16 protein-coding genes and 1 pseudogene are annotated in these 12,997 nt (G+C 43.7%); 16 read left to right on the forward strand and 1 reads right to left on the reverse strand.

Translation table 11 applies throughout. The features are described 5' to 3' along the window. The 14 genes and pseudogenes from V6984_RS07635 (at position 1) to V6984_RS07700 (ending at position 11,779) form a co-directional block, all read left to right on the forward strand. Positions 1-318 carry a cobalt transport protein CbiN gene (locus V6984_RS07635; RefSeq protein ID WP_342759187.1) on the forward strand — a complete coding sequence of 106 codons (318 nt, stop codon included), beginning with the start codon at positions 1-3 and terminating at the stop codon, positions 316-318. Further along, the gene (locus V6984_RS07640) at positions 315-1,112 is read left to right on the forward strand and encodes a sirohydrochlorin cobaltochelatase (protein WP_342759188.1); all 798 of its coding nucleotides are present in this window, start codon (positions 315-317) and stop codon (positions 1,110-1,112) included. The genes V6984_RS07635 and V6984_RS07640 overlap by 4 nt, the downstream gene beginning before the upstream one ends. Then, positions 1,112-2,110: an ABC transporter substrate-binding protein gene (locus V6984_RS07645; protein ID WP_342759189.1), complete on the forward strand. Its 999-nt coding sequence runs from the start codon at positions 1,112-1,114 to the stop codon at positions 2,108-2,110. Before V6984_RS07640 ends, V6984_RS07645 begins: the two co-directional genes overlap by 1 nt. Next, positions 2,097-3,083 (forward strand): iron ABC transporter permease, encoded by a 987-nt coding sequence (locus tag V6984_RS07650; protein WP_342759190.1) that lies wholly within the window; start codon positions 2,097-2,099, stop codon positions 3,081-3,083. The genes V6984_RS07645 and V6984_RS07650 overlap by 14 nt, the downstream gene beginning before the upstream one ends. Next, complete coding sequence (locus V6984_RS07655; RefSeq protein WP_342759191.1) at positions 3,076-3,849, forward strand: ABC transporter ATP-binding protein; 774 nt, start codon at positions 3,076-3,078, stop codon at positions 3,847-3,849. Before V6984_RS07650 ends, V6984_RS07655 begins: the two co-directional genes overlap by 8 nt. Continuing rightward, entirely contained in the window at positions 3,846-4,547 is a 702-nt protein-coding gene (gene cobI / locus V6984_RS07660) for a precorrin-2 C(20)-methyltransferase (protein ID WP_342759192.1), read from the forward strand. Before V6984_RS07655 ends, cobI begins: the two co-directional genes overlap by 4 nt. Before the next feature lie 105 nt (positions 4,548-4,652). Next, on the forward strand, positions 4,653-4,973 hold the full coding sequence (locus V6984_RS07665; RefSeq protein ID WP_342759193.1) for a hypothetical protein: 321 nt from the start codon (positions 4,653-4,655) through the stop codon (positions 4,971-4,973). A 192-nt stretch (positions 4,974-5,165) separates the two neighbouring features. Continuing rightward, positions 5,166-5,684 (forward strand): annotated as a pseudogene (rfbC, locus tag V6984_RS07670) (dTDP-4-dehydrorhamnose 3,5-epimerase); the annotation flags it as partial. An 84-nt stretch (positions 5,685-5,768) separates the two neighbouring features. Continuing rightward, positions 5,769-6,353, forward strand: coding sequence for an NUDIX hydrolase (locus tag V6984_RS07675; RefSeq protein WP_342759961.1), 585 nt, complete (start codon positions 5,769-5,771; stop codon positions 6,351-6,353). 192 nt (positions 6,354-6,545) lie between these two features. Next, positions 6,546-7,853 carry an O-acetylhomoserine aminocarboxypropyltransferase/cysteine synthase family protein gene (locus V6984_RS07680; RefSeq protein ID WP_342759962.1) on the forward strand — a complete coding sequence of 436 codons (1,308 nt, stop codon included), beginning with the start codon at positions 6,546-6,548 and terminating at the stop codon, positions 7,851-7,853. 43 nt (positions 7,854-7,896) lie between these two features. Then, entirely contained in the window at positions 7,897-8,805 is a 909-nt protein-coding gene (locus V6984_RS07685; protein ID WP_342759194.1) for a LysR family transcriptional regulator, read from the forward strand. A 20-nt stretch (positions 8,806-8,825) separates the two neighbouring features. After that, on the forward strand, positions 8,826-9,371 hold the full coding sequence (locus tag V6984_RS07690; protein WP_342759195.1) for a hydrolase: 546 nt from the start codon (positions 8,826-8,828) through the stop codon (positions 9,369-9,371). A 70-nt stretch (positions 9,372-9,441) separates the two neighbouring features. After that, positions 9,442-10,611 carry a PLP-dependent aspartate aminotransferase family protein gene (locus V6984_RS07695; RefSeq protein ID WP_342759196.1) on the forward strand — a complete coding sequence of 390 codons (1,170 nt, stop codon included), beginning with the start codon at positions 9,442-9,444 and terminating at the stop codon, positions 10,609-10,611. Further along, on the forward strand, positions 10,604-11,779 hold the full coding sequence (locus tag V6984_RS07700) for a MalY/PatB family protein (protein ID WP_342759197.1): 1,176 nt from the start codon (positions 10,604-10,606) through the stop codon (positions 11,777-11,779). The genes V6984_RS07695 and V6984_RS07700 overlap by 8 nt, the downstream gene beginning before the upstream one ends. Positions 11,780-11,844: 65 nt before the next feature. On the opposite strand, the gene V6984_RS07705 is transcribed toward V6984_RS07700, so the two are convergent. Further along, on the reverse strand, positions 11,845-12,234 hold the full coding sequence (locus tag V6984_RS07705) for a DUF6483 family protein (protein ID WP_342759198.1): 390 nt from the start codon (positions 12,232-12,234) through the stop codon (positions 11,845-11,847). Between the two features lie 121 nt (positions 12,235-12,355). Between V6984_RS07705 and V6984_RS07710 the strand changes: the two genes are divergently transcribed. Together V6984_RS07710 and V6984_RS07715 are read left to right on the forward strand one after the other, a co-directional pair. Then, a complete protein-coding gene (locus V6984_RS07710) occupies positions 12,356-12,661 on the forward strand; it encodes a hypothetical protein (protein ID WP_342759199.1) in 306 nt (101 codons plus the stop codon). 12 nt (positions 12,662-12,673) lie between these two features. Continuing rightward, the gene (locus V6984_RS07715) at positions 12,674-12,985 is read left to right on the forward strand and encodes a GNAT family N-acetyltransferase (protein ID WP_342759200.1); all 312 of its coding nucleotides are present in this window, start codon (positions 12,674-12,676) and stop codon (positions 12,983-12,985) included. Positions 12,986-12,997 lie beyond the last annotated feature (12 nt).

A 12,997-nucleotide genomic window follows, 5' to 3' on the forward strand; every position in this document is an offset into this window, starting at 1 on the left:
ATGATGAAGACGAAAAATTTAGTTATTGCACTTATTGTCGCGGCTGTTCTCATCGCGCTGGTACCGCTTTTCGCATTGAAGGGAGCAGAATTTGGCGGCTCGGATGATGCGGGAAGTGTAATGATTGAAGAAATTACAGGAAGTTATGAACCGTGGTTTACCCCTGTATTAGAGACGATGATAGACGGAGAACTTCCAGGAGAGGTAGAAAGCCTTTTCTTCTGCCTTCAGACCGGAATCGGAGTGGGAATCATCGCATTCTGCATGGGACGTCTTGTAGAACGTAAGAAATGGGCGGATAACGGAGAGAACATATGAAAAAGGGAGTTCTGATAGTCAGTTTCGGAACGACCTACAAAAATACGAGAGAGAAAAACATCGATCGAATAGAACGGGCAGTCCGGGAGAAAAAGCCGGACTGCGTGGTTTTGCAGGCCTATTCCAGTGACAGAGTGAGAGATATTATAAAAAAGAGGGACGGTATTGACATTCATGGTATAACTGATGCCCTGAAGGAGATGGCGGAAAGGGGGGTTACCCATCTGTGGATACTTCCCACACACATTATCGACGGATTTGAAAATAATAAAATGAAGCAATTAATTGAGGGATACCTTTCGTACTTTCAAACGATCGAAATTGCAGACCCGCTCTTGGGGAAGGAAGAGGATTACGGTCTCGTGGCGGCTGCTTTATGGGACTCTCTTAAGGATGAAGTAAAAGATGGCGTCCTGATCCTCATGGGACATGGTTCCTATCACGAGGCGGATAACGGCTATGAGAAAATGGAAAAAGTCCTGAGGGAACATTCGGGGAAAGAAATCTATATTGCTACGGTAGAGGGCAGTATCACCATAGAGGATGTGATAGAACGGATGAATGTGATCTATGAACGGCAGGAACGTCAAAAGGTCCGCGTGATCATCGCTCCCTTCATGCTTGTAGCGGGAGACCATGCCGTCAACGATATGGCGGGTGAGGCGGATTCCTTCGTAACGAAGATAAAAGAGCAGGGATATGGAACGGAATGTATCTTAAGAGGACTGGGGGAATATGAGGGCATCCGCAGGATATATTTACAGCATTTGGAAAACGAGGATAATGATAAATAATGAAAGTTAAATTAGCAATGTTATTTTTATGCGCATGTCTGTTTACAGGCTGCGGTTCGGCGGACGTATTGCCGGAAGCAGAGCAGTCTGCGGCTGACGAGGGGGATGTAAATGATGAGGGAGATGTAAATGATGAGGAAGATGAAATCGGAGAGACGGATAAAGCTGTCGTGGAATTCACCGATGCGCTGGGCGTGGATGTGATAGTGGAGAACCCTCAGAGAACCGCAGTATTATCCGGCAGCTATGCGGATGCCTGGCAGTTGGCCGGAGGCAGTCTTTTTGCTGTGACGGATGATGTGAAGGGCATTATAGAGGTGGATGATGATACGGTGATGCTGGGAGATTTAAAGAATCCGAATATCGAGACACTGATTGCGGAGGGGGTGGATTTTATCATACTTTCCTCTACCATCGAGGAGCATGTGAACCTGCGGGACACTTTGGAAAAAACAGGAATCACAGCTGCCTATTTCGAAGTGGAGACCTTTGAGGATTATGCGGATATGATGGGGATTATGACGGATATCACAGGCAGAAAGGACTTGTATAAGACTAATGTGGAGGATGTGCGTCTGGAAATAAAAGAGCAGGTGGAGAGGGGGGACGGAAGTAATCCGACGGTACTGTTCCTGCGGGCCTATTCCACGGGAGTAAAAGCCAAAGGTAGCGACAGCATGACAGGGCAGATGCTGAAAGATCTGGGCTGTGTCAATATAGCGGACAGTGAGGAAGGGCTGTTAGAGGATTTGAGTATGGAGGCGATTATCGATGCGGAGCCGGATTATATTTTCGTAACGACTATGGGAGAATCGAAGGAAGCGGCAATGGATATGGTGGAGGAACTGCTTGTTTCAAATCCCGCATGGAGCGGGCTGAAAGCGGTAAAAAACAATCACTATTGTGTGCTGCCGAAGGAATTGTTCCATATTAAACCGAATGAACGTTGGGGAGAAAGCTATCGTATCTTAGCGGATTATTTATATGAAAAGAAATAGAAGAATATTGATATTTACGGGTTTACTCATATTGATGGCTCTGGTTGGCTTAGGAAGCGGAGCGGTGAAGCTTTCGCCGCAGGACTTTACCGGGCTGTTTATGGAAGAAGAGCTGACAAAAAGCGGAAGGATTCTTCTGTATGTCCGTCTGCCAAGGGTAGCAGGTGCAATTGTTGCGGGAGTGGGACTTTCTGTTGCGGGTGCCGTCATACAGACTATTTTAGATAACCCCCTGGCAGGCCCCAATATTATTGGTGTAAATGCCGGGGCCGGGTTCGCGGTAGTGCTTTGCGGTATACTGCTTCCAGGAGCGTATGGAATACTTCCCCTTGCTGCTTTTATCGGAGCCTTTGGAACGGTATTGTTCGTCTATTATCTTGGAAAGAAAACCGGGTCCTCTAAGATTACTCTTGTGCTTGCGGGCGTTGCAATAAACAGCTTGTTAAACAGTGCATCCGATGCCGTTAATGCCTTTAGCGAAAGTTCTCTGATTGCCAGTAATGCTTTTAAAATCGGAGGACTTAGCGGAATAAATACAAATGTTCTGAAGTATGCGGCCATTGCAGTCGTCATTGCGGTTGTTCTCGTATTCCTGCTCCATAATGAATTGGAGGTCTTATCTTTAGGAGAGGATAAAGCAAAGACTCTTGGGCTTCCTATAGGCTTTTATCGTTTTGTATTTCTTGCCCTGGCGGCTGTTCTGGCAGGTGCTTCCGTGAGCTTTGTGGGGCTTTTGGGCTTCGTGGGGCTTATCGTCCCGCATATTGCGAGGCTTTTGGTAGGAGAGGAATGCAAATATTATATTTTAGCATCCGCCATACTGGGAGCGCTGTTTCTGCTGACCTGTGACTATATAGCGAGAACTTGGTTTGCACCGTATGAATTGCCTACGGGCATTATTTTATCATTTATCGGGGCGCCTTTTTTTCTGTGGCTGCTTATAAGAAGGAAAAGAGGGGCGCGGAATGCTTAGACTGGAACACATTACTGCCGGATATAATAAAAATCCGGTAATAAAGGATATTGACATTGAGTTCGAGAGAGGAAAAATAACGGCTCTTATCGGGCCGAATGGAAGCGGTAAGAGTACACTGTTAAAGGCGGCTGTGGATTTGTGTGAAATATACGAGGGAACGGTATATTTGAATGGAAAGGATAGGAGCCGCCTCGGGAATAAGGAGTTCGCAAAGCACGTCTCCTATCTTCCCCAAAGTCACAGCACAGGAGCCATCGCGGTGGAACGGATGGTACTGCACGGAAGATTTCCTTACCTGTCTTATCCGAGAAGATACGGAAAGAAGGATTATGAATACTGCTGTCATGCGATGGAAAAAGCAGGTATATCGGAGCTTAAAGGAAAAAAGCTAGAGGAGCTTTCGGGCGGTCAGAAGCAAAAGGTATATATTGCCATGGCATTGGCCGGAGAGGCGCAGGTCTTTCTCTTTGACGAACCTACCACTTATCTGGATGTAGGATATCAATTGGAGCTGCTGGACATTATGGTACAGCTTAGGGAGCAGGGGAAAACAGTAATTGTGGTCCTTCACGACATCAATTACGCTATGGGAATAGCGGACAGACTGGCGGTTATGGAACAGGGGAAGCTATTGCTCGCGGATACCCCGGTTAACGTATATGAAAGCGGTGTGATAAGCAGGGTATTTCAGGTAGAGACTAAAATACTTACAGATACAGAGGGGAAAAAGCATTTTTATTTCGAAGGGATTAAAAAAGGATGAGAGGTATTTTATATGGAATAGGAGTCGGACCGGGAGACCCGGAGCTGATTACCATGAAAGCCTTAAGATGTATAAGGGAAAGCGATGTGATCGTTCTCCCGTCAGCGGCGAAAGAGGATTGTTACGCATATCGGATAGCAAAAACAGCATATACAGAAATCGATGAAAAAGAGATTATGTGTATGCCATTTTTAATGATAAAGGAAAAAAGAGCATTAGAGGCCTCGCATAATAAAATTTACCGGGATATTTTGTCGCTGTTGGAACGGGGAAAGAATGTGGCATTTCTGACTATCGGCGATCCGTCGGTCTATTCCACATACAGTTATATTCATAGGAGGGAGCTGGAAGAAGGCGGGACTGCCCTTATGGTGAGCGGGGTACCTTCCTTTTGCGCTGCGGCCGCTGCAATTGGTATTTCCCTTGGAGATAACAAAGAAGAGATTCATATAATACCCGGCTCTTATGATATAAGAGAGACGCTACATTTAAAGGGAACGCGAATTTATATGAAGTCCGGGAAAAAACTGGCGGAGCTGAAAAATGCTTTGCTGGAGGCGGGGACAGAGCATTTTCTTATATATGCCGTTTCAAATTGCGGTATGGAGAATGAAAGGATTACGTCGGGACTTGAGGAGCTTCTGGTGGACAGCGGATATCTGACGATGGTGATCGTAAAGGAAAGAACTGGAAATTGAGATAGAAAAAGCTTCTGAGCTGTTGAAATGATACATAATTAATAATAATATTACCATATAAATGTAAAATTTTGTTGGAAGATTTTATAAAATGGAGCGGCTGACATGCAAAAAGTGAAAAGAAACGCCAGTGAGTTGTATTATTTTTCGAAACAGCTTAAGGATCGAATGAGCGGAATGGAACAATATCCATTGACTCTTGTAGAAGCGCCTGCAAAGGTATGGGACGGAATTTGCAGCCTGTTTGGAGAAATCGACGAAGAAACTGCGGCAAAGTTAAGAAGTCTGGAGCTCCCCACGCTGGATTCCTTGGCGGACATTGTTCTTCTGCTGCGAAAGGTGCGCTGCGAGCGGGACACCTTTTTGGTCATCGATAACTATCAGCTATTGATAGTATCTGATAATCAGTTCACAATATATGATTAGATAATTGTAAATTATGGTATTAAAATAAAATTGGGTAAAAATAATAAATTAATTTAGTTGTTATATTAGTATTTCTAGATGCTAATATAGATAGGGTAGTTGAGTATTTATCAGATGTATTTTATGTTTTATCAGGGCATTTCTTGGGTGGAAATATTTTAACAAATAGCGGGAAGAACGGAGAAAATATAAATGAAGAATTTTAAATTCATTAAATGTGGTAAATTTGAAGATCTATATGAAGTGAGAATTAAAGTGTATCAGGATTCGAGAGGATATAATCTGGAGTCATATAGTGAAAAAGAATTTTTTGAAAATGGATTGAATATGAAATTTGTTCAGGATAATTATTCGGTCTCATCAAAAAATGTGTTAAGAGGGATGCATTTTCAAAGAAAATATCAGCAAGGGAAATTGGTAAGAGTGATAAAGGGTGAAGTTTTTGATGCGGTAGTGGATCTTCGGAAAGGTTCAAAAACTTATGGGGAATGGCATGGTCTGACTTTATCAGGTGAAAAGAATAATATGTTATATGTACCAGAAGGGTTTGCACATGGCTTTTTTGTTTTGTCTGACACTGCGGAGTTTTCCTACAAACTTTCAGACTTTTATCATCCGGAGGATGAGGGCGGAATACCATGGAATGATCCCGACGTCGGAATTGTCTGGCCGATAACCGGTTATAGGGATGTTATAACGTCAGAACGTGATGATAGCCATCTTTCATTTGCAGAAACAATACCGTTGGACCGGAAAGAAAATAGGAATGAGTTGGATACATTAACGAAGCTGTCAATGGAATTGCAGTCAATAGCTCAAAATGGTCTGACATATACAAAGGATTTGTTTGATAAGGAACGATTTGAGAGAATAAGGGATATTTCAGCAGAAATAATGGCTATAAAGACAGAATATCCGATTGGAAAGATAAAAGATTTATTTTGCAATGAGGTGGGTTATCAAACACCTAAATTGGAGACGCGGGCAGTAATATTCAATGAAAATAAAATACTTCTTGTAAAAGAGAAAGAAAAATGGTCACTTCCTGGCGGGTGGATTGATTACAACGAGTCAATTGCATCAAATACGGTTAAAGAAGTAAAAGAAGAAGCCGGGTTAGATGTGGAGCCTGTAAAAGTGATAGCGATACAGAATAGAAATAAACATAATTTCCCGAAATATGCCTACGAAATATGTAAAGTTTTCGTTATCTGTGTTGTAAGAGGGGGGAGTTTCCGGCAGAATAATGAAACAACAGAAAGCGGGTATTTCTCTCTTAATAATCTGCCTGTATTAGATGAGGATAAAAATGTTTATTCTCAAATAAAAATGTGTTTTGATGCATATGAAAATGATAAGTGGAATGTAATTTTTGATTAGTTTACAAATGACAAAGATATATTAATTGCATAAATCGAAAGATGGATATATAATCCAGCTATAGGCAGAATCTATAGCTGGATGTTATTTTTTAGTATTAACACTCGGATAGCCGGATAAGTATAATAAAAACTACAGAAGCAAAGAATGAAAGCATTAGATTACTATTTGGTGAATCAGGAGGATGTAGAAATGGCTAAAAAAACGAGAAAAGAAAGAAATTTTAAATTTGAAACTTTACAGCTTCATGTGGGACAAGAGACACCGGATGCGGTTACGGATGCGAGAGCGGTTCCGATTTACCAGACCTCTTCCTATGTATTTCATAACAGCGAGCATGCTGCCGCGAGATTCGGACTGACGGATGCGGGAAATATTTATGGAAGGCTGACCAATCCCACGCAGGACGTGTTCGAGCGCAGAATAGCAGCTTTGGAGGGGGGAATTGCGGCTTTAGCGGTTGCATCGGGAGCTGCCGCAGTTACTTATGCGATTGAAAATATCGCGCAGAATGGAGACCACGTGGTATCCGTGAAGAATATTTATGGAGGTACTTATAATCTGCTGGCTCATACCCTGCCGCAGTACGGTATCACAACGACCTTTGTGGATCCCTTCAATTATGAAGAGTTAGAAGGCGCTATAAAAGAGAATACGAAGTTAATTTTAATCGAGACCTTGGGCAATCCCAATTCCGATGTGGTGGATATAGAGAAGATTGCGGGAATTGCACATGCGCATAAGATTCCGCTTCTTGTGGACAATACCTTTGCAACTCCATATCTGGTAAGGCCTATCGAATACGGAGCAGACATCGTGATACATTCCGCTACGAAGTTCATCGGAGGCCATGGTACTGCGATCGGAGGTGTCATCATCGACAGCGGCAAATTCGATTGGGAAGCTTCAGGTAAATTTGCTTCCCTCACAGAGCCCAACCCCAGCTACCACGGCATAAGCTTTACGAAAGCGGTAGGCGCAGCTGCATATGTGACCAAAATCCGGGCGATATTGCTTCGTGATACGGGAGCTACTTTATCTCCCTTCCATGCATTTTTCTTTTTACAGGGACTTGAGACTTTGTCGCTTCGTGTGGAGCGCCATGTGGAGAACTCCTTAAAGGTGGTAGAGTATTTGAACAATCATCCGCAGGTAGAAAAGGTACATCATCCTGCAGTAACGGACGACCCGGAACAGAAAGCATTGTATACGAAATATTTCCCTGATGGAGGGGGATCTATCTTTACCTTTGAAATCAAAGGGGATGCACAGAAGGCGAAGGATTTCATAGACCAGCTGGAGCTGTTCTCCTTGTTGGCGAATGTGGCCGATGTAAAATCCCTGGTGATCCATCCGGCTTCCACTACCCATTCCCAGATGACAGAGGAAGAACTGGAAGCGTCAGGTATTGCGCCAAATACGATCAGACTTTCCATAGGAACGGAAAATGCTGAGGATATTATCGAGGATCTAGAGGAAGCCTTTAAAGCGGTTTTATAAAAAGAAAACTTTTATTTGGCTGGGCTAATGGAGGAAAGAAAATATGACATTACAGCAGCTTCGCTATGCGGTCTGCATTGCGAACGAAAAGTCCATGAACAAGGCGGCTGCCGAGCTGTTCATCACACAGCCCAGCCTATCCAGTACCATACGGGATTTGGAAAATGAAATCGGCTTACAAATATTTCTGCGCTCGAACCGGGGAATCGTCATCACTCCCGAAGGGGAGGAATTCCTCGGATATGCAAGGCAGATGATAGAGCAATACAGACAGATGGAAGAGCGGTTTATCCAGAGGGATAAATTCAAGAAGAAATTCAGTGTATCCATGCAGCATTATACCTTCGCAGTACAGGCGTTTATCGAGATGGCAAAAGAATTCGGAATGGACGATTATGAGTTCGCAGTACGAGAGACGAAGACCTATGAAGTGATCGAGAACGTGAAAAATCAAAAAAGCGAGTTAGGTATTTTGTACTTAAATGATTTTAATTCAAAGGCACTGGAAAAAATATTCAGCGATCAGGAGTTGGAATTCACAGATTTGTTTCAGTGCGGGATCTACGTTTTTTTATGGAAAGGCAACCCTCTGGCTGAAAAAAAGAAAATCAGCTTTGAAGATCTGAAAAAATACCCCTGCCTATCTTTCGAGCAGGGGAATAATAATTCTTTTTATCTGGCGGAGGAAGTATTCAGCACTTATGAATATAAACAGATTATAAAGGCCAATGACAGGGCTACCATGCTCAATCTCATGGTAGGCCTCAACGGGTATACTTTGTGTTCGGGAATCATATGCGAGGAACTCTATGATAACGAATATAGGGCGATTCCTCTTAAAACGAACGAGAAGATGAGAATAGGGTATATCAAAAAGAAAAAGATGCCTTTAAGCATCCTTGCCCTTAAGTATATAGAAGAATTGAAAAAGTATGAAAAAAATGTGCTTTGATGCGGAGATGGAGTATAAAAATGACTAGAGAAGAAGCTTGGAATTTATTGACGGAATATAATAAGGATGAGTTTCACTTAGAGCATGCTGAGATTGTTGAGGGCGTAATGAAATATTTCGCACGTAAGTTAGGATATGCAGAAGAAGAGGATTTCTGGGGAAATGTAGGACTTTTGCACGATCTGGACTTCGAGCGCTATCCGGATGAGCACTGTATCAAGTCGCAGGAAATCATGCGTGAAGCCGGTTTGGAAGAGCGGCTGATCCGAGCAACGGCAAGCCACGGTTACGGTATAACGGTGGATATAAAGCCGGAGCACGAAATGGAGAAGGTGCTGTACGCGGTAGATGAATTGACCGGGCTCATCGGAGCGGTGGTGCTCATGCGGCCCTCCAAAAGTGTTCAGGACCTGGAAGTGAAATCGGTAAAAAAGAAATTCAAAAGCAAGGGCTTTGCTGCAGCCTGCTCCAGAGAAGTGATTCAAGCGGGAGCAGATATGTTAGGCTGGGATTTGGATAAGCTGATAGAAGAGACGATAGACGCTCTGAGAACTTTCAGAGATTAGTAACGAGTATAATCAGCACCAAACATTAAGACATTTAATGCTGATTATACTGGGAAAGCGGAGAAGAAATATGGAATATGGTATATCGACAAAGTGTTTATATGGAAATGGGCAGGCATCATCTCCCGATGCTTCGGGAGCGATTAGCTTTCCGATTTATCAAACGGCTACTTTCGCCCATAAAGCGGTAGGTGAAAGCACAGGCTATGATTACAGCCGTTTGCAGAATCCTACGAGAGAGCAGCTCGAAAAAGTAGTTGCTTCTTTGGAAAACGGAATAGATGCGCTGGCTTTTTCCAGCGGTATGGCAGCGATTACTGCACTGTTCGAATTATTTGAACCGGGAGACCACATCATAACGGACTGTGATCTTTACGGAGGAAGCATCCGTCTTTTTGATAATATCAGCAAGAAAAATGGAATGGTATTCGACCATGTCAACTGCTCTAAGATATTGTGCGGCGATGAAGAGGGTAAAGCCTTTGAAACTCTGGTGAATGAAAAGACAAAGGCGATTTTTATTGAGACGCCCACGAATCCGATGATGAATGTTATCGATATTTGCAAGCTGTCCAGGATCGCGGAGAAAAATAAGCTTCTGCTTATAGTGGATAATACGTTTTTAACACCTTATTTTCAAAACCCTCTTAAGCTGGGAGCTCATGTGGTAGTACACAGCGGAACCAAATATCTGGGCGGACATAACGATACTCTCGCAGGCTTTCTTGTAACCTCATCGGAGGAAATTGCCGGGAGGCTCAGGTTTATCATTAAGACCGTAGGTTCCGGTCTGGCGCCCTTCGACAGCTGGTTGATTCTGCGAGGAATCAAGACACTGGCCATAAGAATGGAAAGAGCATCGAAAAATACCGGAAGAATTGTAGAGTGGCTTCGCTGTCAGGAGAAGATAACGAAGGTTTTTTATCCGGGAATACCGGAAAGTCCCGGTTTTGAAATATGCAAAGAGCAGGCAGGAGGCTTCGGGTGCATGGTTACCTTCGAGGTGGAGACAAAGGAACTTGCCCTGGAGATACTGCAGAAGGTCCGTCTGATACAGTTTGCGGAAAGTCTCGGGGGCGTGGAGACGCTGATTACTTATCCTATTACCCAGACCCACGCGGACGTGCCGGAAGAGACCTTGGCGGCAAACGGAATTACTGATAAAGTGCTCAGACTGTCGGTAGGCATTGAAGATGAGGAAGATTTAATAAAGGAACTGGAGAGAGTATTTTATGAGTGAAACGAATATTAATTTCGATGAAATCATCGAGCGCAGGAATACCTGCAGCATAAAGTATGATTTCGGAAAGCAAAGAGGAATGCCCGAGGACGTTCTGCCCTTATGGGTGGCGGATATGGATTTCAGGGTTCCTGAAAAAGTGCTTTCAGCCATCCAGGAAAGGACGGCTCATGGAATTTTCGGATATACCGAAGTCGGTGAGGAGTATTTCGAGGCATTGAAAGGCTGGATGGAAAAAAAGCACAATTGGAGCATCGAAAGAAAATGGCTGATAAAGACTCCGGGGGTCGTATACGCGATAGCTATGGCGATACAAGCCTTTACAGAGGAGGGCGACGCAGTTATGATCCAGCAGCCGGTATATTATCCGTTTCGGGAGACCATCGAGAGCAACCGCAGGAAAATGATCGATAATACCCTTTATCTTGGTAAGGATGGAAAATACCATATGGATTTGGAGGACTTCGAGAGAAAAGCCAAGGAGCACAATGTGAAGCTTTTCATCTTATGCAGCCCTCACAACCCTGTGGGGAGGGTATGGAGCAGGGAAGAACTTGAGAAGTTGGGAGAAATCTGCATCCGAAGGAATATCCTTGTGGTCAGCGATGAGATCCATCAGGATTTTGTTTTCCATGGAAGGCATACTGTTTTTTCAAGCTTAAGCGAAGAGTTGAACAATAGGACGATTATCTGCACTTCGCCCAGCAAGACCTTCAATCTTGCGGGGCTTCAGATTTCAAACATATTGATTGCGAATCCTCAGATAAGGCACAGATTTAAAGCCCAAATAGTAGCTTCAGGCTACAGCCAGCTGAACACTCTCGGACTTACCGCCTGCGAAGCGGCCTACCGGTACGGGGAAGAGTGGCATACCCAGCTTATGGAGTATCTGCAGGGAAATATAGAATTCGTGAGAAGTTTTTTAAGCGAGAAAATTCCGCAGATAAAGCTGATAGAGCCTGAGGGGACCTATCTTGTCTGGCTTGATTTCAGAGAGCTTGGACTTAGCGAAAAGAAAAAGAAAGAGTTGATTGTCAATAAAGCGGGACTCTGGCTGGATGTGGGAACCATGTTCGGCGAGCCGGGGGCGGGATTTGAAAGAATCAACGTCGCCTGTCCGAGAGAGGTACTGCGTCAGGCATTGGAAAGACTGGAAGCGGCTGTTTAAAACATGCCGCTTTCTGATTTGTTAGTCCTCGTATATTATATAGAGCGCAATCTGGGGCAAAGGTTCTAATCTTCTCCGGCATTTGCTAAAAGAGCGTCTATCATGCTGCCGTAGCCATAGAGGCCGGCGGCGTATTTGATCCCGTCCGATATTTCCCTTCTTGAAAAATCGTTGTCCTCCAGAAAATCATTATCCTTGCTATTCAAATATTCGTAAAATAAAAGCGCTGTCTGGAAAGCCTTTGTACTTTCGGTCTCCATTTCTTCCGTCAGAAGATTCTCCGCCTCGTTTATTCTTCCTTCATCGATGAGAGCTGATAATCGCCTGAAATCCTTCGCTACATTAGCGTCCATTTCCGTAATCTCACCATTTTCCTCGCTGGTTTTGAATATTAATTTTTTTAGTGTCCTGATAATATCGTATATCAGGCGCATAATGTAGTCGTTTTCAAACATTTTTGTAATCCTTTCTTTGTCTTTTAACAGCTTAAGTATATACCTTCATTTTATTGATATCAAATATATTTTACATTTTGGGAGATATATCACGGATTCAGATATCAGGCTGTATCCGACTTTGGCCAGATTCGACGCAGTATATTTTCAGGTGTTTCATGCGAATAAAAAGAGACTTATCGATTACAAGAACCTATGGGCATATGCGAGAGAGCTGTATCAGGTATCAGAAATAAAGGAGAGCACTTATTTCGAAACCTACAAGAGACACTATCAGTTGTCCCCCCATTTAAAGTCCCTTTGGGGAAACATATATTCTATCAAAGCAAAGGGACCGGATGTGAGCGTATGGGAGGAGCCTGCTGACAGGAGGAATTTGAGCGCAGATCCGGAGGAAAAGTTTAAGAAGGAGCAAAGCGGTTTCTAAGCGGTGTACACAATGGATAATATTACATATAAGCTCACGAAAGGAGATGTCAACTGGCAGGAGGTATCCGACGTACTGCGGCGCTCCGGCCTGTCCGACTACTCTGCGGGAGAGCAGGAAATCATATTTAAAAACAGTTATGCGGTAGTGTTTGTCTATGACGAAGATAAAATAGTGGGTGTAGGAAGAGCACTGTCGGACGGAATCTGTCAGGCAGCCGTTTATAATGTCGCTCTGGACGAGGAGTATCAGGGATATGGAATCGGCAGAAGACTGATCACCTTATTGTTAGATCAGCTGAAGGGGCAGAACATCATCTTATAGACCCATCCAAGA

Source organism: Kineothrix sp. IPX-CK, assembly GCF_039134705.1.
Lineage (GTDB): Bacteria > Bacillota > Clostridia > Lachnospirales > Lachnospiraceae > Kineothrix > Kineothrix sedimenti.

What these genes read in the sequence shown, in the direction of transcription:
- V6984_RS07700 (WP_342759197.1), top strand. Translation starts at nt 10,604, where the DNA reads ATGAGTGAAACGAATATTAATTTCGATGAAATCATCGAGCGCAGGAAT.
- V6984_RS07685 (WP_342759194.1), top strand. Translation starts at nt 7,897, where the DNA reads ATGACATTACAGCAGCTTCGCTATGCGGTCTGCATTGCGAACGAAAAG.
- V6984_RS07665 (WP_342759193.1), top strand. Translation starts at nt 4,653, where the DNA reads ATGCAAAAAGTGAAAAGAAACGCCAGTGAGTTGTATTATTTTTCGAAA.
- V6984_RS07645 (WP_342759189.1), top strand. Translation starts at nt 1,112, where the DNA reads ATGAAAGTTAAATTAGCAATGTTATTTTTATGCGCATGTCTGTTTACA.
- V6984_RS07680 (WP_342759962.1), top strand. Translation starts at nt 6,546, where the DNA reads ATGGCTAAAAAAACGAGAAAAGAAAGAAATTTTAAATTTGAAACTTTA.
- V6984_RS07690 (WP_342759195.1), top strand. Translation starts at nt 8,826, where the DNA reads ATGACTAGAGAAGAAGCTTGGAATTTATTGACGGAATATAATAAGGAT.
- cobI (WP_342759192.1), top strand. Translation starts at nt 3,846, where the DNA reads ATGAGAGGTATTTTATATGGAATAGGAGTCGGACCGGGAGACCCGGAG.
- V6984_RS07695 (WP_342759196.1), top strand. Translation starts at nt 9,442, where the DNA reads ATGGAATATGGTATATCGACAAAGTGTTTATATGGAAATGGGCAGGCA.
- V6984_RS07705 (WP_342759198.1), bottom strand. Translation starts at nt 12,234, where the DNA reads ATGTTTGAAAACGACTACATTATGCGCCTGATATACGATATTATCAGG.
- V6984_RS07655 (WP_342759191.1), top strand. Translation starts at nt 3,076, where the DNA reads ATGCTTAGACTGGAACACATTACTGCCGGATATAATAAAAATCCGGTA.
- V6984_RS07650 (WP_342759190.1), top strand. Translation starts at nt 2,097, where the DNA reads ATGAAAAGAAATAGAAGAATATTGATATTTACGGGTTTACTCATATTG.
- V6984_RS07715 (WP_342759200.1), top strand. Translation starts at nt 12,674, where the DNA reads ATGGATAATATTACATATAAGCTCACGAAAGGAGATGTCAACTGGCAG.
- V6984_RS07635 (WP_342759187.1), top strand. Translation starts at nt 1, where the DNA reads ATGATGAAGACGAAAAATTTAGTTATTGCACTTATTGTCGCGGCTGTT.
- V6984_RS07675 (WP_342759961.1), top strand. Translation starts at nt 5,769, where the DNA reads ATGGAATTGCAGTCAATAGCTCAAAATGGTCTGACATATACAAAGGAT.
- V6984_RS07640 (WP_342759188.1), top strand. Translation starts at nt 315, where the DNA reads ATGAAAAAGGGAGTTCTGATAGTCAGTTTCGGAACGACCTACAAAAAT.